The sequence below is a fragment of the Barnesiella sp. An22 genome (assembly GCF_002159975.1).
Lineage (GTDB): Bacteria > Bacteroidota > Bacteroidia > Bacteroidales > Barnesiellaceae > Barnesiella > Barnesiella merdigallinarum.
Window position 1 is genome coordinate 84,408 of the sequence record NZ_NFJR01000003.1, and the last position, 24,480, is coordinate 108,887.

13 protein-coding genes are annotated in these 24,480 nt (G+C 57.0%); 7 read left to right on the forward strand and 6 right to left on the reverse strand.

The window, feature by feature from the left end; all coding sequences use genetic code 11:
* The first annotated feature begins 55 nt into the window (after positions 1-55).
* A complete protein-coding gene (locus tag B5F38_RS04435; RefSeq protein ID WP_087408103.1) occupies positions 56-2,635 on the forward strand; it encodes a hypothetical protein in 2,580 nt (859 codons plus the stop codon).
* 49 nt (positions 2,636-2,684) lie between these two features.
* Here B5F38_RS04435 and sprA read toward each other — a convergent pair whose 3' ends face one another.
* Both sprA and ruvA read right to left on the reverse strand, forming a co-directional pair.
* On the reverse strand, positions 2,685-10,124 hold the full coding sequence (gene sprA, locus B5F38_RS04440; protein WP_087408104.1) for a cell surface protein SprA: 7,440 nt from the start codon (positions 10,122-10,124) through the stop codon (positions 2,685-2,687).
* A gap of 60 nt (positions 10,125-10,184) precedes the next feature.
* Positions 10,185-10,766 (reverse strand): Holliday junction branch migration protein RuvA, encoded by a 582-nt coding sequence (ruvA, locus tag B5F38_RS04445; RefSeq protein WP_087408105.1) that lies wholly within the window; start codon positions 10,764-10,766, stop codon positions 10,185-10,187.
* Between the two features lie 369 nt (positions 10,767-11,135).
* Between ruvA and B5F38_RS04450 the strand changes: the two genes are divergently transcribed.
* The 3 genes from B5F38_RS04450 to miaA are packed head-to-tail and all read left to right on the forward strand — an operon-like array spanning position 11,136 to position 15,552.
* Positions 11,136-13,316, forward strand: a complete 2,181-nt coding sequence (locus tag B5F38_RS04450; protein WP_087408106.1) for a S9 family peptidase — start codon at positions 11,136-11,138, stop codon at positions 13,314-13,316.
* A gap of 18 nt (positions 13,317-13,334) precedes the next feature.
* Positions 13,335-14,642, forward strand: a complete 1,308-nt coding sequence (locus tag B5F38_RS04455; RefSeq protein WP_087408107.1) for a hypothetical protein — start codon at positions 13,335-13,337, stop codon at positions 14,640-14,642.
* On the forward strand, positions 14,635-15,552 hold the full coding sequence (gene miaA, locus B5F38_RS04460; RefSeq protein WP_087408108.1) for a tRNA (adenosine(37)-N6)-dimethylallyltransferase MiaA: 918 nt from the start codon (positions 14,635-14,637) through the stop codon (positions 15,550-15,552). Before B5F38_RS04455 ends, miaA begins: the two co-directional genes overlap by 8 nt.
* 80 nt (positions 15,553-15,632) lie before the next feature.
* Here miaA and B5F38_RS04465 read toward each other — a convergent pair whose 3' ends face one another.
* The 3 genes from B5F38_RS04465 to B5F38_RS04475 are packed head-to-tail and all read right to left on the reverse strand — an operon-like array spanning position 15,633 to position 18,955.
* Positions 15,633-17,924: a hypothetical protein gene (locus tag B5F38_RS04465; RefSeq protein WP_143240902.1), complete on the reverse strand. Its 2,292-nt coding sequence runs from the start codon at positions 17,922-17,924 to the stop codon at positions 15,633-15,635.
* A gap of 18 nt (positions 17,925-17,942) precedes the next feature.
* On the reverse strand, positions 17,943-18,440 hold the full coding sequence (locus B5F38_RS04470; protein ID WP_087408110.1) for a hypothetical protein: 498 nt from the start codon (positions 18,438-18,440) through the stop codon (positions 17,943-17,945).
* Between the two features lie 14 nt (positions 18,441-18,454).
* Positions 18,455-18,955: a hypothetical protein gene (locus tag B5F38_RS04475; RefSeq protein ID WP_087408111.1), complete on the reverse strand. Its 501-nt coding sequence runs from the start codon at positions 18,953-18,955 to the stop codon at positions 18,455-18,457.
* Between the two features lie 195 nt (positions 18,956-19,150).
* On the opposite strand from B5F38_RS04475, the gene B5F38_RS04480 reads away from it, so the two are divergent.
* Positions 19,151-19,471, forward strand: coding sequence for a fibronectin type III domain-containing protein (locus tag B5F38_RS04480; RefSeq protein WP_087408112.1), 321 nt, complete (start codon positions 19,151-19,153; stop codon positions 19,469-19,471).
* Positions 19,393-20,721 carry a hypothetical protein gene (locus B5F38_RS04485; protein WP_143240903.1) on the forward strand — a complete coding sequence of 443 codons (1,329 nt, stop codon included), beginning with the start codon at positions 19,393-19,395 and terminating at the stop codon, positions 20,719-20,721. Before B5F38_RS04480 ends, B5F38_RS04485 begins: the two co-directional genes overlap by 79 nt.
* 215 nt (positions 20,722-20,936) lie before the next feature.
* Here B5F38_RS04485 and B5F38_RS04490 read toward each other — a convergent pair whose 3' ends face one another.
* Entirely contained in the window at positions 20,937-21,680 is a 744-nt protein-coding gene (locus tag B5F38_RS04490; RefSeq protein WP_158096841.1) for a WG repeat-containing protein, read from the reverse strand.
* 228 nt (positions 21,681-21,908) lie between these two features.
* Here B5F38_RS04490 and B5F38_RS04495 point away from each other — a divergent pair, with 228 nt between their 5' ends.
* Complete coding sequence (locus B5F38_RS04495) at positions 21,909-24,113, forward strand: sodium-translocating pyrophosphatase (RefSeq protein ID WP_087408115.1); 2,205 nt, start codon at positions 21,909-21,911, stop codon at positions 24,111-24,113.
* Positions 24,114-24,480 lie beyond the last annotated feature (367 nt).

Genomic DNA, 24,480 nt, shown 5'->3' on the forward strand with positions numbered 1-24,480 from the left:
ATGCCACAAGTCGAGAGAGAGCCGGCATTACTTTTACCGGAAATTTTTCTGTCCTATGAAATCGAGAATTATCTTCAACGGCATGAATCGCCATGCTTCGCCTGCGACTGCCCAGCCGGGCGACTGCTCGTCGGTGGTCAATCTGCGCAAACAATCGGGCCACCTGATTCCCGTGGGCACCCCCAAGTATCTGTACAATACCCAGGAGAAAGACCGCCGACTGCTCTATGTGCATACCTGCTACGACGGAGAGCATCACATCACGGCCAACGACTATGCCCTCTACTACGAGGTGAATATCGACCGGGATAGCGAAAAGATAACGCCTGTCGAAAAAGAGCTGTTTACCCTCAACGGGAGTACCGCACTGTCGGTTCAGTCGATTGGCAACACCCTCATCGTCATCTGTGCCGAGCATACCTACTACCTGCTCTACAAAGAGGGCGAATATATATTTTTGGGCGAGCAACCCGACTTTCCCGAGATTTCGTTCTCGGCCTATACCCGCTATACCGACGCTTATATCGTGCCCGAGCACACCTTCTCCGAGACCTACAACAACCCGACCTACCTTAAGACCGAGGAGACCAACTTCTACAACGGGGCCTACTACGATGCCTTTTTCCAACTGCAGGAGCAGGCCTGGAAACGGCGTTATTTCATTCAGCCCATACTCATTCGATATGCACTCACCCTCTACGACGGCAGTCGCATATTCTCGTCGACTCCCGTCATGCTCTCGCAGGCCAACCCCATACAGCCTTCGCAACTGAGAATCCGCATCAAAAACTCGAACAACATCTGTACGGGAACCTACGAGGGACAGATTATTGCCGAAAACTTCATCGTCAAATATTTCATTCACAGTCTGAACCTCGAAAACTGGAAGGACATCGTGAAGAGCATCGACTTCTTCGTAACCCCCGAAGCCACGATTTTCGAGACGGGCGAAACGCTGCAAGGCATGGACTTCAAAATCGAGCGTACCCAAGAGAACGGCAACACCGTCTTTTACGTCACGGGCGACATCTCGTTTCTGGACCGGAACGAAATCAAGAAACAATACATGCAGAGTTCGCTCTTCTACAAAATAACTTCGATCGAAGACTGGAGCAACCTGAAGATGGGCGAATGGTACGACTTTTACAGCGACATACGCCCCGACATGCTGGTACACGAAGAGGTGCTATCGCCCGACAATACGACCCTGCTCTCAACCGGAGCGCAAGTGAGCTACGTGCTCAACAAGCGGCTGCACCAGGCCAACCTGAGCCGCAAGATGTTCCCGGGGTTCCCGCTGATCATGCAGACTACGGGGCGAACCAATGCCGAACCGGCCGAGGCCTATATCTGCACCTACCTCAAAACCGAGCGAGGCGAAAGCATGGTGGTGTGGAGCGGGACGACCGACTACTTCTACAACCAGCTCTCGCCCTTCATCTCCTACCCCGACAGCAATGCCTACCTGATGGAGATTGTCGTGAAAAGCGCGTCGGGACTGTACCGCAAGCGCATCGAGCTCACCCCCTCGGAGTATGAAAACCGGGCCGACTACCTCGACGATTCGTTTGTGGCAGCACCTCTGGAGGTCGATTCGGCAGCGGGCTCGAGTGCCCTGACCATCCCCTCGCCCAGCAACGACGTCTATACGCAGGACAATATTCTGCGGGTATCGAAGTATGAAAACCCGTTTGTCTTTCCGGCCGAACAAACCTACTCGGTATCGAACGGAGCCATCACCGGCATCGCGAGCATTACCACCGCCCTGTCGGAGGGACAGTTCGGCGAGTTCCCGCTCTACCTTTTTACCGAAGAGGGCATCTGGGCCCTGCAAAGCGGCTCGGGCGAGGTGTGCTACAGCAACCAGCACCAGTTGAGCCGTGAACCTATTTCGAGGGAATATCCCATCATTCCCCTCGAAGAGGCTATCCTGTTTGCCACTCCAAAAGGGCTATCGATTTTACAGGGTGCGACCACGCAGCAGCTCCTGGCATTCGACGAACTGCCCTACGAAGACAATTCGAAGCTTCAAGACTATCAGCTCTCGAGCAATATATTACAGGCAACCTGCGACACGACACCGCTCTCCGACTTCATTCAAGGATGTATCATCGCCTATAACCCCATCGAAAAAGAGTTGCTATTCTGCCAACCTCGACTCGGATATACGGTGGTTCTGCATCTGCCCTCGATGTATATGTACCGCACGACACAAGTCTACACCTCGTATCTTTACGATGCCACACATCTGTTGGGTCAGGATGAACAGGGGAATATCTTTGATCTGCAAAAAGAGATACGGAACAATACGGCACAGATTGTACTGCTCACCCGTCCCATCACGCTCCAGAGCGAGAGCTATCAACGGTGGAGGGAACTTTCGCTGCGGGTCTCGTCGTCCGGGAAGAAAACGATTCTCTCGTTATGGGGAGGCAACGATGCCGAAAACAAGTTTGTCACCGTGGGGCAGCTGTCGAACAGCGGCAAAATACCGGGAAAACTGACCCTGCGCATTACGGGCCCGGCCTACAAATATTATCGGATTTTCTTTTCGGGCGACGTGATGCCCGACTTCCATCTGTGGGCGGCCGACACGCTCGCTATTCCTCTCGACCTCAACTCCCGACTGTACTGACGGAAGACCGACGTGAAGATACTCGCCTCCGTCCGGCTCCTGATGCAGACTATTTCACCAGCGAGAGGCGCACCGAGATACCGTAGTTGCTGTTGGTTATCGGGTAGGACGACGAGGATACCAGCGGGGTGTTGATCTGGTGGTCGAAGTAGGCTCCCACCGTGATGCGCTTGCTCAGCACGTAATTGGCCGTGAGCTCGATCATGGTGGTGCGGGTGCCGCTGGTGGCCTGGGTAAAGTTCTGCTCGATGCGGCGGATGAGCGACTGATTCTTGCGGAACGAGAAATCGGCGTTGATGGTGAGGTCGTTGCTGACACCCGTTTGCGAGCCCCGCAGCTTCAGGATGGTGTTGAAGTTGGCAATCTTGTACCCGGCCCCGATAGTGAAATCGGTAGTCGTGGCCTCTACAATCTGGCCGGCGGCCGAGTTGAGGGTGAGGGTACGGGAGTCGTTGAACTTGATATTGCCGGTAATGTTGTTCTTCAGCGTGACCGAGAGACCGATAAGGGGGGCGAAACGCTCGGTAATCATCACCGACGAGATGTCGAAGGGCGACGAGGGTATGGGGTTGCCCGAGAGTTCGTCGCGGATGAAACCGAAATCGCCGTCCGACTCCACCCAGTTGAGGTACGACGAGTAGGAGCCCACCGAATAGGTACACTGGTAGGTGTGCGACAGGGTGAAGGCCTTGAAATACTTCTTAATCAGAGGCACCTGCATGAGGCCGTCGTAGGTGATGCGCCAGTTGGGCAGAATGGCCGTAATGTCGGGGAAGGGCGAGAGCCCTACCTTGTTGGCATCCATACCCGAATAGGCGGCCAGGAAGGCGGGTATCATCACGTCGGCCGAACTGCGGTTCACCCCGCCGTTGGCCACGTCGTAAGGCTGCCCGGCCAGGCCGGTCGAGGCGATAAATCCCCGGTTGGGATAGTTACCCTGGGCATAGCGGGCCTCGAGACGCGAAGCGATAATCTCGCGGTTGCGCAGGAAGTCGTTGAAGGCTTGCGACGCATAGCCGTCTTTCGACGAACTGCTGCGGAAGGCGGTCTTCAGGGCGATGTGGGTCTTGGTATAGCTTCCGCCCCGGGTGGTAGGCATGTCGGCATACATGAACTGCATCTGCGAGCTGCGCGTGTCGGTGCGGTTGCCCGTGAGGTTGATTTTCAACCCCCGTATCGGCTCGAGGGCAATCTCGATGTTGAACTCTTCGGTACGACCGATTACGGCGGGGCTTATCTGAGTAGAGTCGCACAGCAGCCAGCCGCGCTCCTTGGCCCGGTAGACATAGTTCTCGTCGGTAAAGCCGAAGGCAAAGTCAAGACCGGGCGACATGGGACCGTAGGAGTTCGACTGCCCGAATATGTCGCCGATGTTGGGCGAGAAGAGGGGCAGCGAGGTGGTGTTGGTCTTGCGGTAGCGCACGCTGGCGTTACGCACCATCATCAGCCCCCGCAACGAATACTCGGCCGCCTCCTTCCAGAAGTTGGGCTTCTCCTTGCCGGGGGTAATCACCACATTCAGCCGCTGGGTACCCTTATCGAGAATCATCACGCTGTTGGCGTCAATGACCTTGGTGCGCAGGGCCACCCGCTTGCCGGCATCGTCGCGGGCCACCACCTTCACCTTCTTGTTGTTGAGGTTGTGCCGCAAGGTCACCGTGGTGTCTTCGCGCAGCAGAATGGTGCGCTCGAACTTGCGCTCCTTCCTCTTAACCGACTGTCCCCGATTGCTCGACGAGAAGCGGCGGTTAATCTTCTGCAGATATTTCGACTTGTTGTAGAGCTGCTCGAAGTTGAAGCGGCCATCGAGGCTGAGCTGTCCCTGGTTGCTGATGGTGTTGCCCAGATCGATGTCGCTCGATACCTGAGCTCCGCGGTCCCAGGTATAGGTGGCGTTGTACTTGGCCGTGAACGACATGTAGTCGATGACCGGTATCTTGCTGAACGGCGCGGTATACGAGGCGTTGAAAGTCTGGTTGTAGTTCCAGGGCGTACCCAGGTTCTTGATGCTGGTCATCACGGTATCTTTCCAGGCCCTGTACTCGTCGGGGAAAAGCTCCTTGTTGACAGCCCCCACCGGCTCCTCGATATGAGCGTTGGTCATGGTCTGCAACGAGAAATTGAGCGACTTGGTGAGATTCCACGACAGCGAGAACTGGCGGTCCCACAGGAAGTTCTTGCTCACGCTGATGGGCAGGGCCATACCGCCCGAACCGCTCACGTCGCGAATCTGCTGCTCGTAGTAGTAGCGCGACATGTTGGTATTGAACGCGATGTTGCTGGGCAGGTAGTAGAGTTCCCACTCTTTCAGGAACTTGAGGTGCTTCGACTTGCTCTTCAACCCCTTGAAGGGAACCCACGGTTTCACAAACGGCGTGTAGGAGTAGGTGAAGCTGCCTCGGTAGTCGTAGGTATTCTCGAACTCGGTCGTGGGGTCCTGGTTGGACTGCCGGTTATAGGAGTAGCTGATCGAGAAGTTACCCGGGTCGTAGGGCATGGGGTTCTTGCTGCGGATGTCGAACATCACGCCCGAGAGGCTGAGGCTCTCGACCGTCGACCGCTCGATAGAGGCGTCGTTTATGGAGTCGCGCTCGTGCTGGCTGCCGGCATTCCGCAAGGCATCCTTGAGGAGAATATCCTGGTCGAGCGGGTTGTACTTGGGCGAAGTGCGCTGCTCGGTGAGCGAGTAGAACAGGGGGGCTCTGAGCTTGACCTTGTCGGGCAGAAAACGGCCCAACTCGACCATCGTGGCGATGTTGTACTGGTAGTAGTCGTCGAGGCGCCGCTCGGTGAGGCTCTGGTCTATGCCGCCGAAACCGGCCGTCTCGACATGGCCGGCAATATTGAGCGTGGCAATATCGGACAGTCCCAGGTTCATGTTGGCCTTGGCCGCCCAGCCGCCCGACTGGTCGAAATCGGTCAGGCGCATTTCGTTCACCCAGATGGTAATCGACTTGGTGGCGTTGGAGTTGTTGCGCACACCGATCATCATGGTGCGCACGTCGCTCAACGAGGGGTTGCCCACGATGGTCACCTTGTTTTGCGCCTTGTCGGGGTCGTAGATCGAATAGCGGGTTTGGAAGGTTACGCCCGAACTCTCTTGCCGTTTCTTGGCATTCCGCTCCAGCTTCAGGTCGGTGAAGACCGAAAGCGGAAAGTCGAACATGTTGGACGAGGGCCAGACAGCCTCCTGGTCCTGCGTATTGTAGGTGCTGTATGTACCGGGCTCGGTGAGCGAGAGCGGTATCTCGTATTCGTAATAGTTCGATTTGTTGTCGGAACCCAACCGCAGGAATACCGACACGTCGCCATCGCGCAGGTTGGTGTTGTCGTCGATGAGCTTCTCGGCGTGGACAAACATCTGCAACCGCTTGTAGGTACGCATGTCCATGCCGCTGTTTTTGTAGACGGCACGACCCTCGCCGGTAGGCAGGTCGGTCACCTTCAACGACATGGCCTGCTCGTTGAGCTGGGTTATCTGCGACTGTCCCGGGTCGATGATACGGGTTACCCCCGGCGGCAACACATAGTTGACGGGCTCTTGCCCGGCATTCTCCTCGATATTGACTACCGAGACGTCCAGGTTGCCCTGGGCCGGCGAGTTGGTGGCCTTATCTACGGCGTAGTCGTAGGTACGCCATTCGCCCCGCACCAGCTCGAGGGTGGCAAAGCGCAAGTGGGTCTCGACCTCGAAACCGGTCATAAACATACGGATGAAGCGGATGGTCTTGAAATCCTGAATAGAGCCCACCTTCTTCTGCGGTTGAGAGAGGGGCACCTTGAACTGGTACCACACGGCCTTGCCCTCCTGTCCGTTGCGGAGGGGTACGGTGGTCTCGCGCTTGTCGGTGATGTAGTTCTTGCCCACCACGAGGCTGTCGGGACAGAGCGAGATGCGGTATTGGTAGTAGCGTTCGTACTCGTTGAGGGTATTGTCCTGGTTGATGTCCTCGACATCGGGCACACTCTTGGACGACTGGTAATAGGAGTCGGCCACATCCTCGGTCGAGAGCGAGTTGCCCTCGGTACCGTTGTAGTGCTTGTAACGGTCCAGAATCGAGGTCTGGGCATCGTCGTAGTCGTGGCCGCGGTAGAAGTGATAGTTATCGCCGGCGGGGTCGTTGAAGGGCGAGAACTGGTCTTGCCGCATCTCCTCAACCACGGCAGGCGACAATTTGGCCTCGAGCTTGGCCAGATAATCCTTATACGACGAAAAGCCGTACTCCTCGTCGTTGGTCAGACCGTCGAGACCCACATCCTGCAGGGTGCGGGTTCCGCTCGTGTTGTCGAAGGCGTAGGTAAGCGACTGCCGCTTGGAGACCTTACCCCAGGCCGTAGTGGCTATTTGGGTGGTGTCGCCATCGATGGGCAGACCGTTTTCGAACGACTTCATACCGTCTTTCAGAATATCTTCCGACACCTCACCCAGGTTGAAGTAGAGTTCTCCGCCCTTGTGGTTGGTCTGGTTCTCGTCGAGGAAGGGGTCCATGAGCCAGAACTGGATATACTCGATGTTGGACGATTCGAAGTCGGTATAGTCCATCTTGCGCATGATACCGCCCCACCGTTTTTCGGGATTGAGCAACCGGCCCTGCTCGTCGATGTTGTCGGCATCGAGGTTGTAGGGGCCCCGCTCCTGCGGATAGTACGAGAGGTTGAGTGTCTGCTGCGTCGTGGATTCGCCGTAGTTGATCTCCTTGTTGGGGAAAATCTCGCGCACGCTCACCTCGCGCACGTAGGGGTTGGAGAGCTGGTCCAGGTCGTTCTTCAGGTGAGCGGGTATGAGGCTCGAGGTCTTCTGCGTGAACATGCGGTCGATGTAGTACCACGACAGCAAGGCGCGGTTCTGCCCGTAGCGCACGTCGTTGGAGTAGCGGGCTTCGGGGAAAAGCGCGTCGGAGGCGGCATCGTAGGGAGTCGAAGCCAGCGTCCACGAGTAGGGCGACTTGAGGTCGAGGCCCGTCTGGGTCGACTCGAAGTCGTCGATATAGGAGGAGCCTTGCGAGCTGCCGGTCTTGGACTGGTGGGGAATGAGCTGGGCAAACTCGGCGGTGAGGGCCAGAGTCGACGGCGCCGTAGCGTTGACGGTGGGAATCTTGTTCATCCAGTTGGTGAGCCACTGGAAACTGGTGTTGTACGACAGGTTCACACCCCACAGCGTGTTGTTGAGCACCTCGTCGCCCATACTCACCTTCTCGGTCAGGGGCTTTTCGCTCAGGTGCATGATGGTGGCCCCGATGTTGAAGTCTTTGGAAAAGGCGTAGTTGAGGTCGAGGCCCAACATGGTCTTGCGCTGCATGTTGAACATCGACTGGTTCTCGAGCGAAACGCTGATGGGGGTACCCGACTCGATGATGCTCTGGTTCAAGATGGTAACGACACCCATGGCATAGTCGACAATGTAGTCGGAGTTCTCGACCAGCGTCATACCGCCGGCGGTCACCACCACCGACCCCCGCGGCACGTTCATGGCGTTGAGGCTTATCTCGGCACCCGACGAGGCCTTGTATTCACCGGTCATGATGAACTTGTTCTTCTCGGAGACCTGCTGGGCCACGGTGAGAGTCGAGTCGTACAACTCCTGATAGACATACTTCTCGGCAATGGCCGCGTTGCCTATCTGTTCGGCCAGGTGGCTGCCGAAGGGCTCGATGACCGGGAAGATGATGCGGCCGTTCGACGACTGTACGGTATAGCCCTCGATGTAGTCGAAGATACCGTCGGAATACTCGGTTTCGTTGGCATCCAGGCGGTCGAGGTTCATCACCTGCAAGAGGGTCTTGTTGGCAATGTTTCCCTCGGGTATGTTGTTGACGGCCACGCCGGTGGAGTCGCTCATATACTTGATATAGAGGCGGAACTTGTCTTTCTGCACCTGATAGGCGCCCAACGAATAGACGTTTTTCATCATCAGGTCCCAGATAGGCAGCGAGGTCGATACGGTCGAACTCTTCAGCATCTTCAGGTAGAGGCACTGGTCGGTATCGGTCACATCGCCCGAAAACTCGCCCACCTGGTAGACCTGCCCGTTGTAGGTATACTCGTAGGCCACGGCCAGCATCTCGTCGGCATTGAGCTTGCTCTTGAGCGAGATGTAGCCCAACTGCGCATTCAACGTATACTCCGACGAGGAGAGCTTGCGGGCACTCTCGATCTTCACGTAATCCTGACCGCCCTCGATTCCGTAGGCCGAGAGGGGCTCCAGCGCCTGGGTCACCAGGTTGATGTTGCGGGCATCGGGGTAACCGTTCTTGATTTCGGAGTAGAGCGAGTTGGAGTTGTTCATCGGGTTCTGCTGGGCCGTCGTCGAAATCCAGTGCGAGTTGCCTATGCGGCTGTTCTCGGCCAAATCCATGAAGCCCACGATGTTGCGCGACTCTTCGTAGCTGCCCTGCTTGTTGGTAATCCACACCTCGATGCGGTTGATGCTCACCCCCGACGATACGTAGGGCAGCTTCGAGGCAAACTTGTCGTAGTTGTCGCGGAAGAAGTGGGCCAGGAAGAAGTGGCGGTTCTCGTCGTAGGCATCGGCCTGAATCTCGAAGGGGGTCGTCTGGGCACCGCCGCTGGCGTTGACCGTCTTCGACTCGGACTGCTGCTGCGAGATCAGGGCCGTGGCGGTGAGCTTGCCAAACTGCATGGTAGTCTTGATACCGAAGAGGGCCGTGCTGCCTCGTATGAGCGACGACCCGGTAGTCATGCTCACGTTACCGGCCTCGATGTTCTTGATGATTTCGTCCTCCTTGCCCTCGTATTGCAACTTGAGGTTCTTGGAGTCGAAGTCGAAGGTCGCATCGGTGTTGTAGTTCATGTTGAACGACATCTTGTCGCCCACCTTGGCGGTGACCGATGCCTGTATCTTTTCGTCGAAATCAAAGTAGGTCTTTTTACGCGAACTCATCGGCAGGGCCGGGTTGTCGAGCTTGTTGTACTTCAAGCCCATATTCAACTCGATAGAGCCCTGGGTGGTCAACTGCACGCCGCCGGGGCCGAAGACCTTCTCGAGGGGCCCGAGCGAAAAGTTCATGTCGAGGAAGTTGAACTCCGACTTGCTGTTCTCGGCAAAGTTCTGGGCATTGCGCTCGCGGTAATACTGCTGCATCGACTTGCGCAGCGTGTACTCGTTGTACTCGTCGGCCGAGAGCATGAAGGGGGTAGTGACATCGACACCGGCCACCCGCGTGTGAATCACATAGCAGTTAGTCTCGGGGTCATACTCCACCTCGGTCTTCAGGTTCGACGGGTTCTCCAGGTCTACGGGAGCCTTCTGGTCAATCTCGTCGTACGACTCGGGCACCGTTTTGGCCACGGGGAAACGCATCTCTATCGAGTCGGAAGCCGGACGATCGGCACTCCCCGCCTGCGCCGCCTGGGCGTTGCGCGCGGTATTCTGCGGCTCGGCCACCTGCAAAGCGGCAAAAGCGGAATAGACACCTAATCCGCTCAACGCCAAAGCCACTATCGTTCCAATCTTTATCCGTCTTCTCATTCGATACTCCTGCACATAATCCCTGTACGCCTCTCAAGGAGAAAGAGCACTGCGTCGGTATCAGAGCATTTTCAGAGCCTGTTTGATGACCGCCTCGACCTCCATCGACGGGGTCTCGCGCAACAGTTTCTGCACCGCCTTTTGCGATTGGGGCTGCGAAAAGCCGAGCATCACCAACGCCGCCACGGCTTCCTCGTAAACCTCGGAGGCTGCGGGCGTACTTATTACTAACGGATTGTCGGTAGGTTTTATTTTATCCTTCAAGTCAACAATTACACGTTGTGCCGTTTTCGCCCCGATTCCCTTCACCGATTTCAGCAAATTCAGATTCTCCGAGACGATGGCCTGCTCCAGTTCGGCCGGATTGAGCGACGACAGAATCATGCGCGCCGTGTTGGGCCCCACCCCCGAAACCGAGATGAGCGACACAAACAGCTCCCGCTCGTGACGGTCGCCGAAACCGTAGAGCTGGTAGGCATCTTCGCGGATAGCCTCATACACATAAAGCCGCGCCGTTTTCCCCTTGGCCAGACTCGAATAGGTGTTCAACGAAATATTGAGCAGATAGCCTATGCCCATGCACTCGATTACGGCCGTGGCGGGAGTCACCTCTACCACCTCGCCGGTAATATATTCAATCATAATCCTCTCTTTTTCAAATTATTCATATTCCATAATCCGGGCCTCGACCGGGATGCTCCCGGCACCGGCCTCCTGCCGCTTGCCGGCCACGGCGGCCCTCGCCCGTATCGGATTGCAAACTTAGCAATTTATCGGGAATCGGGGAAATATCGCCCCGCCAAATCGCGCGGGATGCACCCCCGCCGACCGGCCTGTGGCCGAAATAATTTGGCCGGATTGTACGTTTATCGATATAGAAATAGTTGTCTTTGTGGTATTTTTTCTACTTTTGTATAGATAAACGGAGCGGCCGCCGGGCACCCGGGCAGGAGTTCTGCCGGAGGAGCTGCGGGCGTTCCATGGAGTTACGAATCTATCATCACTCTCGAAATGAAAAGAATAGCATTTACCCTCATGTGCGCCATCGCACTGATTTCGTTCCGGGCCCAGGCCTTTACACTGGAAGATATTACGTCCGAAAAATTCCGTCCGCACGATGTGGCCGAGACCTACCCCTCGACCGACGGGGTGCACTACTACGCCGCCACCAACGGCAACACCCGCATTGTCAAGTGCGAGTACCGCACCGGCCACGAGGTCGACACCCTCTTCGACGTGAAGACGGCCCGCGAGTGCAACCTGAAGAGCTTCGACGGCTTTTCGCTCAGCCCCGACGAGAAGCACCTGCTCATCTATGCCGACTCCGAACCCATCTACCGCCGCTCGTTCAAGGCTACCTACTACACCTTCGAGATACGCCGCAACCTGCTCAAGCCGCTCTCCGAGGGGGGCAAGCAACAGGTGGCCGTCTACTCGCCCAACGGCCGCATGGTGGCCTTCGTGCGCGACAACAACATCTATATCAAGAAACTCGACTACGGCACCGAGGTGGCCGTGACCCGCGACGGCAAGCGCAACCAGATTATCAACGGTGTGCCCGACTGGGTCTATGAGGAGGAGTTTGCCATGACTTCGACCCTGCAATGGTCGCCCAACGACGAGACGCTGGCCTTTGTCAAGTTCGACGAGAGCCAGGTGCCCATGTATGCCTTCCAACTCTACGAGGGCTACTGCCCCGCCTACCCCGAATACCGCTTCTACCCGGGCAGCTTCACCTACAAATACCCGGTAGCGGGCGAGACCAACTCGCGGGTATCGGTCTACTCCTACACCGTCGATACGCGTGCCCTGAAGGAGATGAAGCTGCCGATTTCGGCCGACAGCTACATTCCCCGCATCCAGTTTACCCCCGACCCCGACCGGCTGGCGGTGGTCACCCTCAACCGCACCCAGAACGAGATGGACATCTACGCCGTCAATCCCAAATCGGGCGTGTCGAAACTGCTGTTGCGCGAGACCGACAAGGCCTGGATCGACGAGCCCATCCTCGACAACCTCGCCTTCTACCCCGACTTCTTCATCCTGGCCAGTTGCCGCAGCGGCTACCAGCACCTCTACCGCTACAACTACAACGGCACGCTGGCCCGCCAGATTACCCGCGGCGAGTGGAACGTGTCGAGCTTCCTCGGCTACGACGCCAACAGCGGCTCCTATTTCTACGAGTCGAATCAGGAGGGCCCGCTCTACAAGGCCATCTACAAGATAAATGCCAAGGGGGTGGAGACCAAGCTCTCGACCCTGAAGGGCACCAACACCGCCGTGTTCAACCCCTCGTGCACCTATTTCATCAACCGGTACAGCAGCAGTAGCGAGCCGCTGGTGGTGACGGTGTGTGATGCCCGCGGCAAGACGCTGCGCACCCTCGAGGACAATGCGGCTCTCAAGACCTTTGCGGCCCAGAGCCAACTACCGGTGAAGGAGTTTTTCACCTGCCCCAATGCGGCGGGCGAACCGATGAACGGCTACATGCTCAAGCCTGTCAACTTCGATCCCTCGAAGCGTTACCCGGTGGTGATGTCGCAATACAGCGGCCCCGGTTCGCAATCGGTACTCGACGACTGGAAAGTCGATTGGGAGTATTACCTGGCCAGCCAGGGATTCATCGTGGCTTGTGTCGACGGTCGGGGTACCGGCGGCCGCAGCCGGGCCTACGAGACGGCCGTCTACATGCACCTGGGCAAATACGAGACCGAAGACCAGGTGGCCGGGGCGCGCTACATGAGCTCCCTGCCCTATGTCGACGGTAACCGCATCGGCATCTACGGCTGGAGCTACGGCGGATACGAAACCCTCATGGCCATGTCGACCGGCGGGGGCATCTACCGCGCCGGGGTGGCCATCGCTCCCGTGACCGACTGGCGTTACTACGACACCATCTATGCCGAGCGTTTCATGCGCACCCCGCAGGAGAACGGCGACGGCTACCGCCAATCGGCCCCCATCACCCACGCCGCCAACCTCAAGGGCAATCTGCTCATCGTCTCGGGCACAGCCGACGACAACGTACACTATCTCAACACGTTGCAATATTCGACCGCTCTGGTCGAGGCCGGTATCCAGTTCGATTCGCAGATCTACACCAACAAAGACCATCATATCCGCGGCTGCAACACCCGACTGCACCTGTTCACGCGGGTGTGCAATTTCTTCAACGACAAGTTGAACCGATAAACACCTGCCTACCCCGTGATGAAGAATCGTGAAATAAGCTGGACCAACATCTACTCGCTGCAGCTCCTGCCGGCTGTCGTGCTGTGGGTGCTCACGCCTCTGCTCGAAGCGCGGACGACGATAGTCGCCTCGATGGCCGTGGGGGTGGTCTGGATTGTGGTCTCGATTTTTCTCAGCAAACTCTACAAGGGGTGCGGCACGATTGGCTGGGTAGTCGGCTGGGCGCTGGCCGTGAGCGGCGTGCTGTGGCTCGGCCTGGCGCTGCTTCACCTCCCGTTTGTCCCGATGGTCCTCTTCCAGGCTCCCTTCATGGCGTTGCTCACCTACCTGTTCGAGCAGCGCAACATACAGCCCCCTTTCTGCCAGCAGTGCGTCATCAAGCGGGGCGGTATTTGGGAGCGCAACCTGCTGGGCGACTATACCCGGCTCGAAGCCTACTACATCATCCGCATCCTCCTCTTCGGATCCCTTATCGTGTCGGTGGTCGCGTGGGTACTCTTCCTCTGGGGTATCGATACCCAGAGCCGGCTGGGCCGCTATTTCTACCTCTTCTTCCCGGCTGCCCTGTGCGTGGCCCTTATCCTTTTCGAGACCATTCGCCGCTGGCTCTTGGAAATGGCGATTCATCCGTCAGGGAAAGGGGGGAAGTTGGCGATGAATGGAGAAGAAGGCATGGAGCATGTATTTAGCACCATTCGCATTATGGTTATTGCTCAAGAAAAAATTTTTTTAGTTGAACGGACTGATAAAGCTGATAAAGAAGAGATATGGGGTAATGGTGCTGGGCTGGATATTCCTATACATCATTCATATATTGACTATTGTTTAAATCAAGAAGATGAACTTCAAAAGGTACATCAAATTGTTAATGAGGATTTACACATTGAAGATACCAATATTCGTAAACTTAGCTTAACAAATTCTGAAGACTTGTTTCATTATGCCGGTCACTATATTTTATTTCTCTCCGACAAAGATATACCTAAAATGGAGCGCTACCCCGGCCGCTGGTATACGGTCGAAGAGATTGCCCGGCTCAACCGGGAGCACCGGCTCCACCCCCTCTTCCGGGAGTGCTACGCCCGCCTCTGCACGGTGGTCAATGCCGCCCGCACCTACCACATGAACGGCGAGCGGCGATACCCCATCCGGGGATACAAACCGGCCTTTACGCTGCGTCACCTGCAAGAACTGAATATCGAGTTCGATGACCCCATCTGGCTCTATGTGAGCCGGCACAACGAAGACCGGCTGCTGGGCCGCATCGACCTCTGGTTCCAAAAACTGTTACGAAAACGACACTCTTCAACCTGCTGCGATGCTTGACTTGATAACCATACTGGGCCCCACCGCTTCGGGCAAAACCTCGCTGGCCGTTGCTCTGGCGGCCCGCCTCGATACCGAAATCATCAGTGCCGACTCGCGCCAGATATACCGCTCGATGGATATCGGCACGGGCAAAGACCTGGCGGAGTATACCGTAGGGGGCAAGACCATCCCCTACCACCTGATAGACATCTGCCCCCCGGGCTACAAGTACAATCTCTTTGAGTACATCCGCGACTATCACCAGGCCTACGACGAGATAGTGGCACGAGGCAAAACGCCCATCCTCTGCGGGGGAACCGGCCTCTACATAGAGGCGGTGCTCAAGGGCTACTCCCTCCCTCCGGTTCCCGAGAACCCCGAGCTACGCCGGTCGCTCGCCGACAAGTCGCTGCCCGAGCTCGAGGCGATACTCAAGAGGTACAAGACGCTGCACAACCAGACCGACACCGACACCTGCAAGCGGGCGATACGGGCCATCGAAATAGCCGAGTACTACTCGCGCCAGGAGCCCTCGCAACTGGTACCCCACCCGGTGGAGCATGCCCTCATCGTGGGGGTAAACATCGACCGGGAGAGCCGGCGGGCCCGCATCACCCGGCGGCTGCACGACCGACTCGAGGCCGGCATGGTGGCCGAGGTGCAGGGGCTGCTCAACCGGGGCATCGACCCCGAGGGCCTCATCTACTACGGGCTGGAGTATAAATATATCACCGAATACCTTATCGGCCGCACTACCTACGACCAGATGGTCTCGCTCCTCGAGATAGCCATACACCAGTTCGCCAAACGGCAGATGACCTGGTTTCGAGGCATGGAGCGGCGGGGATTCCACATCTTCTGGCTCGACGCTTTCCTCCCGATGGAGGAGAAGCTGGCCCGTATCGAAGCCGAGATAGCCCGCCGATAAGGCGCTGTCTGTTGGATATTTGGCAACTTGACCGATATACAAACCAAGGGCTGTGCCGATACCGGCACAGCCCTCGCTGTTCAGTTCCCCGCCGATGGCTCGAGTGGATTTGTATCAGGCCGCTTTTGCGGCTCGCCATAGACCTCGTCGTAGAAGCGTTTGTAGCGCTGCCACTGGGGGTCCTCCTCCCACAGCAGGCGGTAAGGCTCCCGCTCCATCTCGGTCAAGGGGGTACCTAATTGATTGTTATACTCCGCCTCACCCAGTTGTCGCCGTACCTTCCGATTCCAAGCCGAAATAGATTCATCATCTCGTAAAACTCTACGAGACAACATGATAATACGCCGTAATTCACCGTCTGAAAATTTCATACCCGGCCAGAGAATACGAAGCATATCGCGTAAATCGGCACAAATCTGCTTCCACGTAGAGCCTGCTCCAGATCCTGCCATACTGGCTAAATACTCTTCGGCATCCGTTTTGCGAGCCTCCCACGAACTGCCCCGCATTTTCCAAATATGGGGCATGGAACGATAAACTCTCATCAAAAACTCATCCTTGAAATAGGAGTTACCGAAGAGGGCATCGAGTCCCCGATGGCCTACCGCTTCATGCAGCATAACCCGTTGAAGCATTTCATAGGAAGAGATCTTATCAAGTACAATCCCAATAACTCCATTATGGCGATAAAATCCCGCAATAAAACCGCCTCCTTTTTTTTGTTTTAATATAGACTCGGGGATATCCGACTGATGTTCATAGATATAGACATTGTCGAGCCCCATGCGGTCGGCCAAATCTTTGGTGAGGTGATATTTCCCGCGGGTAGACATCTCGCGCCAAGCCTGATCTTTGGCGGGGTCGCGCAACACCGTCTCCAGCGGGTCGGGTTCGTGCAGCGCCCGCGCCTCCTGGGCACGCTGTTTCAGTTCGCCCGTAGAGATGGGGCGCATCATGTCGATGTCGACATCGGGGACCTTCACCGGCTTTTCGTACTGCGGGTGCATCACGGTAGCGGTGCGGGTCTCGGGGTCGTAGTCGACGACATCGGTGGTAAAACCGTCGTACTCGAGGGTGCCGATAATCTCCTGCCGGTCGCGCAGGGCGGCATTGCGTCGGCGGTTGACCACCCGGCCCAAGCCTCCGGCCACGCTCCCGACCGTAGCCCCCGCGGCCATACCGACGGCGGCATTCTGCAAAATGGAGCTGAGGGTGGGATAATCTTCGGGATTGACATAGACCATGCGCCCCACGTCGTGGATGGCCGAGTTGGCCCCCTCGGAAACGGCACCGACCCCCGCATCCTTGACTACCCCGAGCGTAGTGCGGGCAAAATCGGTATAGTGCAGACTGTTCATCAGCTTGGTCGCCTCGCGCCGCGCCTCCTTGTTCTTGAGCAGCTCATCCTTGAAATATTGCGACGCCCGCCGCTTGACGCCCCTCGAGAGGTTGCCGAGGTAGCGGCTCTGGAGCAGGGCATCGAAGAGGAAATCGGCCCCCATGCTGATGGCGGTATAGGCCGCCCGCTGTCCGGCCGAGAGCGGTTCGCCCGTCTCCTCCTCGTAGTTGTCGAGCTCCATTTGCGCCTGGGCATGGCTCTCGGCTACCGACGCCCCCACGCTGGCCACCCCGGCGGCCACACCCACCGGCGCCGAGATAGCCCCCAACGCCACGGGGATACCCATGCGGGCCACATCGGAGAGGATTTCGCCGGCCACGGCCGCCCCCTCGGTCTCGGGGAAGGCGTTTTCGGTAGCGCGAGCCTCCTCCATGATGCGCCGCCCTTCGTTGCCCCACCGGGCCGTCTCGGAGAGTTGGCGGGCAATCTCGCCCTGCGGCAGTCCCTCGCCCTGCAAACGGCGGTACTCCTCGAGCCCCTCCAGCTCGATGCGAGGGCGGTCGACGGGTTTCTGCTCGGGCTCACGGCCCAGCGAATCGGCCTTCTGCTGCAACTGCTCCGGCGTGCTGCCCGCATACTCGGGCAGGTGCTCCAGCGCGCTTTTGGCGGCATCGCTCTTGTCGTCGGAGAAAAGGTCCTGAATATACCCCTTGGAATATTTCAGGTCGTTCCAGATGCGTTTCCCCGCCAGGTTCAACCCCTCGGTGAGCGACTGCAACTTGCGCGGCTCCTCGACCTTGGGGTCGGGATTGACGGGAAAATCGGGCTGAAGCGGGACGGTCACCTGATGCGACGGTGCGGCACCCGCGCCCGCCGGGCGATTCTCGCCCGGCAACGGAACCGTATAGGCGGGCAGGTCGCCGTCGGCCCCCTCCTCCTGATTCCGATACAACTCTTGCAGATAGGGATTGATAAGGTCCCAGCCATATATCCCGTTGCCCTCGACAGAGGGCATGCTTTGTAACTTGTTCATACTCTTCGACAGATAAAATTAGTTTGTAACTCGATGGCCCAGATACTTGGCCAGCAGGCAGGCCAGTTTGCGGGGGAAGCCGGCCGATACCAGCAGGTTGAAAAGGTGGTGTTTGCACTCGAAATCGTTGTGCCCCGCCTGCAACGCCTTCAGCAGCGCCTTCTCGCTCAGGGCGGGACAGCGCGACTCGGGCCGGTATTGCCCCGACGCGAAGTCCGACCACAGCCGGAAGTTGCGGTATCGACGCTCTTTCTCGTCGAACGAGCGGGGAAGCCAGATGGCGGCGATACCCGAGTCGATGTCGCGGTCGGGTTGCCGCAGCAGCTCCAGCACTTCGCGCAGGGCCGCAAGCTCGCGGCGGGCCTCCCCGCGACGGTCGTCGGGGTCGTCCTCGCGGTGCAGGTCGTCGAGGTAAGCCCGGCACGACTCCAGGAAACACTTCCCCCCGCCCATATAGTCGGCGAGCTGGGGCGATTGGGGAGCCGACTCCCCGTTGGCAGTTATGCGATTGCTCATTGTAAAATGGATTTTTAGTTAAACAAATTCTTCAGCGTGTTGAAAGTCGACGAGAAGGAACTGCCGAGGATATTGCCCATGTAGTTCGACTTCACCGGTCGGTAATACTCCTCCAGAGCCGTACGGGCCGAGAGGTAATTCTTGAGTGCATTCTCCTTCCAGCCGGTCGCATAGCTGGCCACCTGGCTCACCGCCTTGCCGTAGGCCTGGTTTTGAGCCTTCTGGGCAGCCGTAATCGACTCGGGAGTAGCCCCGGTGACACTGGCCTTGTTTTTCAGAGCCTGGGTCGAGGTAGCCATCTGCTCGCGCATATCGCTGAGCAGCCCCCTCACGTCCGACCGGTCGAGCATGTTGCTGTAATAGGTGCGGTTGAAGAGGTTGTCCAGTTGCGACAACTCCTGCTCATACTGCTGTTGCTGTGCCTGCAGGGCCTGGTTAGCCTGCTGTTTCCCCTTTTGCGTGGCAAAGAGACTGCCCAACAGAGGAATGGCGGTAGAAAGTACATTGTAAATCATCTCCTGCTTGTTTGTTTATGGGTTGGTAATATCTGCCGCAAATATCCGTTGCCCTGCGGCGATAATCGTGGCACGATTGAAAAATACGCGGCATACCGGCTGCATCCCGGTCTGTCATTACGATAGCAAAAAAGTCATAACGGTTCCATTTTTTACCATAGGTTTAATTTAGGAATAAACTCTTTTCTTATTTTTGTGACAAGACTTCTGGATGGCGCCACCTCGTATCTCGTAGACCTCTATTACAAGGATGAGAACAACCAAAAAGTCTACAAACTGAAAGATGAAGAGACTACGACCACGAGCCTTCAGGTTTCGGGTCTGGAGGTTGAGACCACCTACTTCTTCACCGTTCGCGGCAAGAACGCCGCCCAGCTTTCGCCCTACTCCGAAGAGTATGCCATCTTGTCCGAGCTCGTTTCGCCCGACCTCATGTCGTGTGTCGAGTATACCGGCGACTCGTTCAAGGCCCGCTCCGCTGGCGTCCGGTCGAGGGTGCTACCTCCTACCTGGTAAGCGTCTATAATCTGGTGGTCGACAACTACACGATGGAGCCGAATTATCTGCTGCGCCAGGAAGAGACGACCGACACCTGCATGACGGTAACCGGCTGCGACCCCTCGCTCACCTACTACTACATTGTACAATCGAAGGGTGCCGGCGTATCGGCAGAGTCGGGATATGCCATGCCGGCCGTTCCGCAACTCACCGCTCCCCTGCCGCTCGAGCCTACCAACATCACCTCGAACAGCTTCACCGCCAACTGGGAAGAGGTTCCCTATTCGCAAGGCTACACCCCCTTCCTGTATAAGGAGCATACGGCTCTGGCCGACGAAAAGCTGTCGATTATCGACACCGACTTTGCCGATGCCGTTTGCCCGCCCAGCTATCAACCTTGGGGCGACATGACCATCACCGATCCCTTCGAATCGTTCAGCCCCTACTACTTTGACGAATTTGCCGGCATGGCCGACTGGTACATCAGTGTAACCGCCTTTGCCGACGGTGCCCTGGGTATCGACAACATGTATCCCGACTTCTTCGACATGGGCTACATGATTTCGCCGAAACTCGACTTCTCGCTGGGCGACGGTACCGTAACGATCGACGTCGACTGGTTGAGCATCCACGCCTCGTCGACTACCGATGTATTTGCCATCGTTGCCTTTGCCACGGTAGGCGAAGACAATAGCATCAACATCGAGGGTACGCCGCAAACCTTCCTGGTTCCCAAAGGCACCTTGAAGCACGAGACCATTACGCTCACGGGCGGACAACCCGACAGCTACCTCATCATCTTCACCGAAGACAACGGTATCATCATGCTAGACAACCTGAAGGTAGAGATGAGCATGAACAAGGACCAGAAGGTGATGCTCCCCTTGCAATCGCTCTTTACCGAAGAGACTCACATGGACTTCTCCAACCTCGACAACTTCCCCGGCGAGCGTTATGCCTATAACGTATCTTCGGCCTACCTGGGCGACGGTGCCTTTGTATACCAGAGCGGATACTCCGACCTGCAATTCATCGACCTCCTCCCCTCGTCGGTAACCAGCGAGAAGTTCGACGGTGTCAAGGCCTACGTGAGCGAAGGCAAGCTGCACGTTGTCAACCCCAACAACGAGCCGGTCAACCTCTACGACGTCAAGGGCGCTCTGCTTCTGTCGGTTCCCGCAGGTGAATCGGAGGGCGTCTACGACCTGCCCGGTGCGGGACTCTACATTGTAAAAGTGGGTAACCATGCCATCAAGATGGTTCGGTAACAATCCACATATAGTTCAACCTATATAAAAGCGGGGGCGGCTCAATTCGTTGAGTCGCCCCTCTTTTTTCAACCGTTTATCGCCGTACGGACGACTCGCCCGCCCCAGCCTAAGCCGGGCAACAGCAGAGTCAAAAAAAGAGCCAGTCTCACCTCACAGGAGGCGAGACTGGCTCTTTTATCCGTATAAATAGTGATATGGTTCGTTGCGTGTTTTCAGATGCACTCTTCGTTTCTCTGCCAGGTACCCGTCTTGTCGATGACACCCCACAGCGTATCGAGTTTCACCTCGGCGAGCCCTTTGGAGAAGGAGTCGGCCTCGTCGTAGAGGAAGGGCAGAAACTCCTGCCCGGCCTTGTCGATATAGCCCCATTTCCCGTTTTGTTTCACGGCGGCGACATCCTCCTTGAAGTTCCAGGCAAAATCGTATTGCAGCGGTATGAGCAGGTGGCCCGTCTTGTCGATGAAGCCCCACTTCTCGTCCATCCGCACGGCAGCCAGCGATTCGTTGAAACACCACGAGTCGTCGAAGCGCGGCGGAATCACCACCTTGCCCGAGGGGTCGATAAAGCCCCATTTGTCGTGCAGCTTCACCGGGGCGAGGCCTTCGTGAAAATCGGCAATATGCTCATATACGATAGGGACTATCTCCTTACCCTCCTGGTTGATGTACCCGTATCGTCCGTTTCGCTCGACCAGGGCCAGACCGTTATGAAAAGAGTGGGCCCAGTCGTAGTCAAACTTGACTACCGCCAGCCCGTGCCGGTCGATGAACCCATACTTGTGGTCGATCATCGCCACGGCAACCCCCTCGTGAAACGAGTGGGCGGCGTCGAATTGCGGAGCTATAAATACCTTACCGGAGTGCTTCTCCCGGTAGCCATATTTCCCCGATTCGTCCTTGAACGACTCCAAATCGGGGAACCCTCCCAACGAGTTAAACTTCGAACTACTTTTCATAAGTCGGTAAGAATAAAAAGGAAACATCAACAAATATATTTTTTTTAATTGACAATTCCAAGAAATATCCCGAAAAATATTTGTCTCAGAAGCGCATGTACCTATTGTTTTGAACCGGGATTCCGAGCCTCTAAAAAAACAAAAATTAGAGAAAAAGATTTGGCCGTTTATACAAACAGCCGTACCTTTAACCTCTATAAAATGTTAACTTAATTTCAATATTTTGCTATGACAAATGCGTTATTCTGGCTTGTACCCATCTCTTCGGTACTGGCTCTACTCTTTGCTTGGTATTTTTATAAGCAGCTGATGAAAACCGACGAGGGAACCCCTCAGATGCAGAAGATTGCGCTCCACGTGCGTAAGGGAGCCATGTCTTACTTGCGTCAGCAATACAAGGTCGTCGGGCTTGTTTTCCTGGTTCTGGTCGTTTTGTTCTCGATCATGGCCTTCGGGTTCGGGGTTCAGAACAAATGGGTTCCGGTAGCCTTCCTCACCGGCGGTTTCTTCTCGGGCCTGTCGGGCTATCTGGGCATGAAGACAGCCACCTACGCGTCGGCCCGTACGGCCAATGCCGCCCGCACCTCGCTCAACAGCGGCTTGCGCATCGCCTTCCGCAGCGGCGCCGTCATGGGCCTCGTGGTAGTGGGTCTGGGACTGCTCGACATCTCGTTCTGGTATCTGCTGCTCAATGCCGTGATTCCCGACGAAGCCTTGAACCCGGCGCATAAACTCTGTGTCATCACCACCACCATGCTTACCTTCGGTATGGGAGCCTCTACCCAGGCCCTCTTTGCCCGTGTAGGCGGCGGTATCTACACCAAAGCCGCCGACGTGGGTGCCGACCTCGTGGGCAAGGTCGAAGCCGGTATCCCCGAAGACGACCCCCGCAACCCGGCTACCATTGCCGACAACGTGGGCGACAACGTGGGCGACGTGGCCGGTATGGGCGCCGACCTCTACGAGTCGTATTGCGGCTCTATCCTGGCCACCTCGGCGCTGGGTGCCTCAGCCTTTATCGGTGCGGGTGAAACCGAAATGCAGATGAAGGCGGTCATCGCCCCCATGCTCATCGCCGCCGTAGGCATTCTGCTCTCCATCATCGGTATCTTCTCGGTACGTACCCACGAAGATGCCAAGATGAAAGACCTGCTGAAGTCGCTTTCGTTCGGTACCAACCTCAGCTCCATACTCATCGTATTTGCCACCTTCGGTATTCTGTGGGCTCTGCAACTGCAAAACTGGGCCCTGATAGGCGGCTCGGTAGTGGTGGGTCTGCTGGTGGGCATCATCATCGGACGCAGCACCGAATATTACACCTCGCAATCGTACCGCCCCACCCAACGCCTCTCCGAGAGCGGTAAGACCGGCCCCGCCACCGTCATCATCTCGGGTATCGGTCTGGGCATGATTTCAACGGCTGTCCCCGTCATTGCCGTGGTAGCCGGTATCATCCTCTCCTACCTCTTTGCCTCGGGCTTCGACCTGAGCAACGTGACCCTGGGCCTCTACGGTATCGGTATCGCAGCCGTGGGCATGCTCTCGACGCTGGGTATCACTCTGGCTACCGACGCCTACGGTCCCATTGCCGACAACGCCGGCGGTAACGCCGAGATGAGCGGCTTGGGCGAAGAGGTACGCAAAAGAACCGACGCCCTCGACTCGCTGGGCAACACCACCGCCGCTACCGGCAAAGGCTTTGCCATTGGCTCGGCCGCCCTCACGGGTCTGGCTCTGCTGGCCTCGTACATGGAGGAGATTCGCATCGGTCTGACCCGCATCGGCGAGACCGTCCTCGAGTTTGCCGACGGCACTACGGTGATGATCAGCGAAGCCTCGTTTACCGACTTCATGCGCTACTACGACATTACCCTGATGAACCCCAAAGTGCTCTCGGGCATGTTCATCGGTTCGATGATGGCCTTCCTCTTCTGCGGATTGACCATGAACGCCGTAGGTCGTGCCGCCGCACACATGGTCGAGGAGGTGCGCCGCCAGTTCCGCGAAATCAAGGGCATCCTCACCGGCGAGGCCGAACCCGACTACGAACGCTGCGTGGCCATCTCGACCCAGGGAGCTCAACGCGAAATGGTCGTACCCTCGCTGCTGGCCATCGTGGCTCCCATCGTGACGGGATTGATATTCGGTGTATCGGGCGTGGTAGGCCTGCTCATCGGCGGCCTCAGTGCCGGCTTCGTGCTGGCCATCTTCATGGCCAACGCCGGCGGTGCCTGGGACAATGCTAAGAAATATGTCGAGGAAGGTAACTTCGGCGGCAAGCACAGCGACGTGCACAAGGCTACCGTCGTGGGCGATACCGTGGGCGACCCCTTCAAGGATACGTCGGGCCCGAGCCTGAACATCCTCATCAAGCTGATGAGCATGGTAGCCATCGTCATGGCCGGTTTGACCGTGGCCTGGAGTCTGCTGTAAAAGCAATCGTTCATAACCATAACCCCGAGAGGCCGTACCGGAATTTCCGGTACGGCCTCTTCTGTTTACCGATGAATACGAAATATTCTCATCCTCCACTGATAGATTCGCGGCACAAGAGCCCTCTCTTATTCCAAACGGCCCCAGCTGTCGCCTACCCTCTTCGAGGTACAGGATGCCGACAGCCGGGATTGGTATCTGCTCGATACTCACGGCTACATAGTCGAATAGATTTTGACACACCAACGGGAACGACGATAAACGGTTTCCCGCCTTCTTCTCTTTCTTGAGCAGGGCTGTACAGGGGGCTATCGGCCTCGGCACAGCCCTCGCTCTGTTTCCATTTCAACCTCGAGCCGCCACATTC

What these genes read in the sequence shown, in the direction of transcription:
- ruvA (WP_087408105.1), bottom strand. Translation starts at nt 10,766, where the DNA reads ATGATTGAATATATTACCGGCGAGGTGGTAGAGGTGACTCCCGCCACG.
- B5F38_RS04435 (WP_087408103.1), top strand. Translation starts at nt 56, where the DNA reads ATGAAATCGAGAATTATCTTCAACGGCATGAATCGCCATGCTTCGCCT.
- B5F38_RS04475 (WP_087408111.1), bottom strand. Translation starts at nt 18,955, where the DNA reads ATGATTTACAATGTACTTTCTACCGCCATTCCTCTGTTGGGCAGTCTC.
- B5F38_RS04455 (WP_087408107.1), top strand. Translation starts at nt 13,335, where the DNA reads ATGAAGAATCGTGAAATAAGCTGGACCAACATCTACTCGCTGCAGCTC.
- B5F38_RS04465 (WP_143240902.1), bottom strand. Translation starts at nt 17,924, where the DNA reads ATGAACAAGTTACAAAGCATGCCCTCTGTCGAGGGCAACGGGATATAT.
- B5F38_RS04450 (WP_087408106.1), top strand. Translation starts at nt 11,136, where the DNA reads ATGAAAAGAATAGCATTTACCCTCATGTGCGCCATCGCACTGATTTCG.
- sprA (WP_087408104.1), bottom strand. Translation starts at nt 10,124, where the DNA reads ATGAGAAGACGGATAAAGATTGGAACGATAGTGGCTTTGGCGTTGAGC.
- B5F38_RS04470 (WP_087408110.1), bottom strand. Translation starts at nt 18,440, where the DNA reads ATGAGCAATCGCATAACTGCCAACGGGGAGTCGGCTCCCCAATCGCCC.
- miaA (WP_087408108.1), top strand. Translation starts at nt 14,635, where the DNA reads ATGCTTGACTTGATAACCATACTGGGCCCCACCGCTTCGGGCAAAACC.
- B5F38_RS04490 (WP_158096841.1), bottom strand. Translation starts at nt 21,680, where the DNA reads ATGAAAAGTAGTTCGAAGTTTAACTCGTTGGGAGGGTTCCCCGATTTG.
- B5F38_RS04495 (WP_087408115.1), top strand. Translation starts at nt 21,909, where the DNA reads ATGACAAATGCGTTATTCTGGCTTGTACCCATCTCTTCGGTACTGGCT.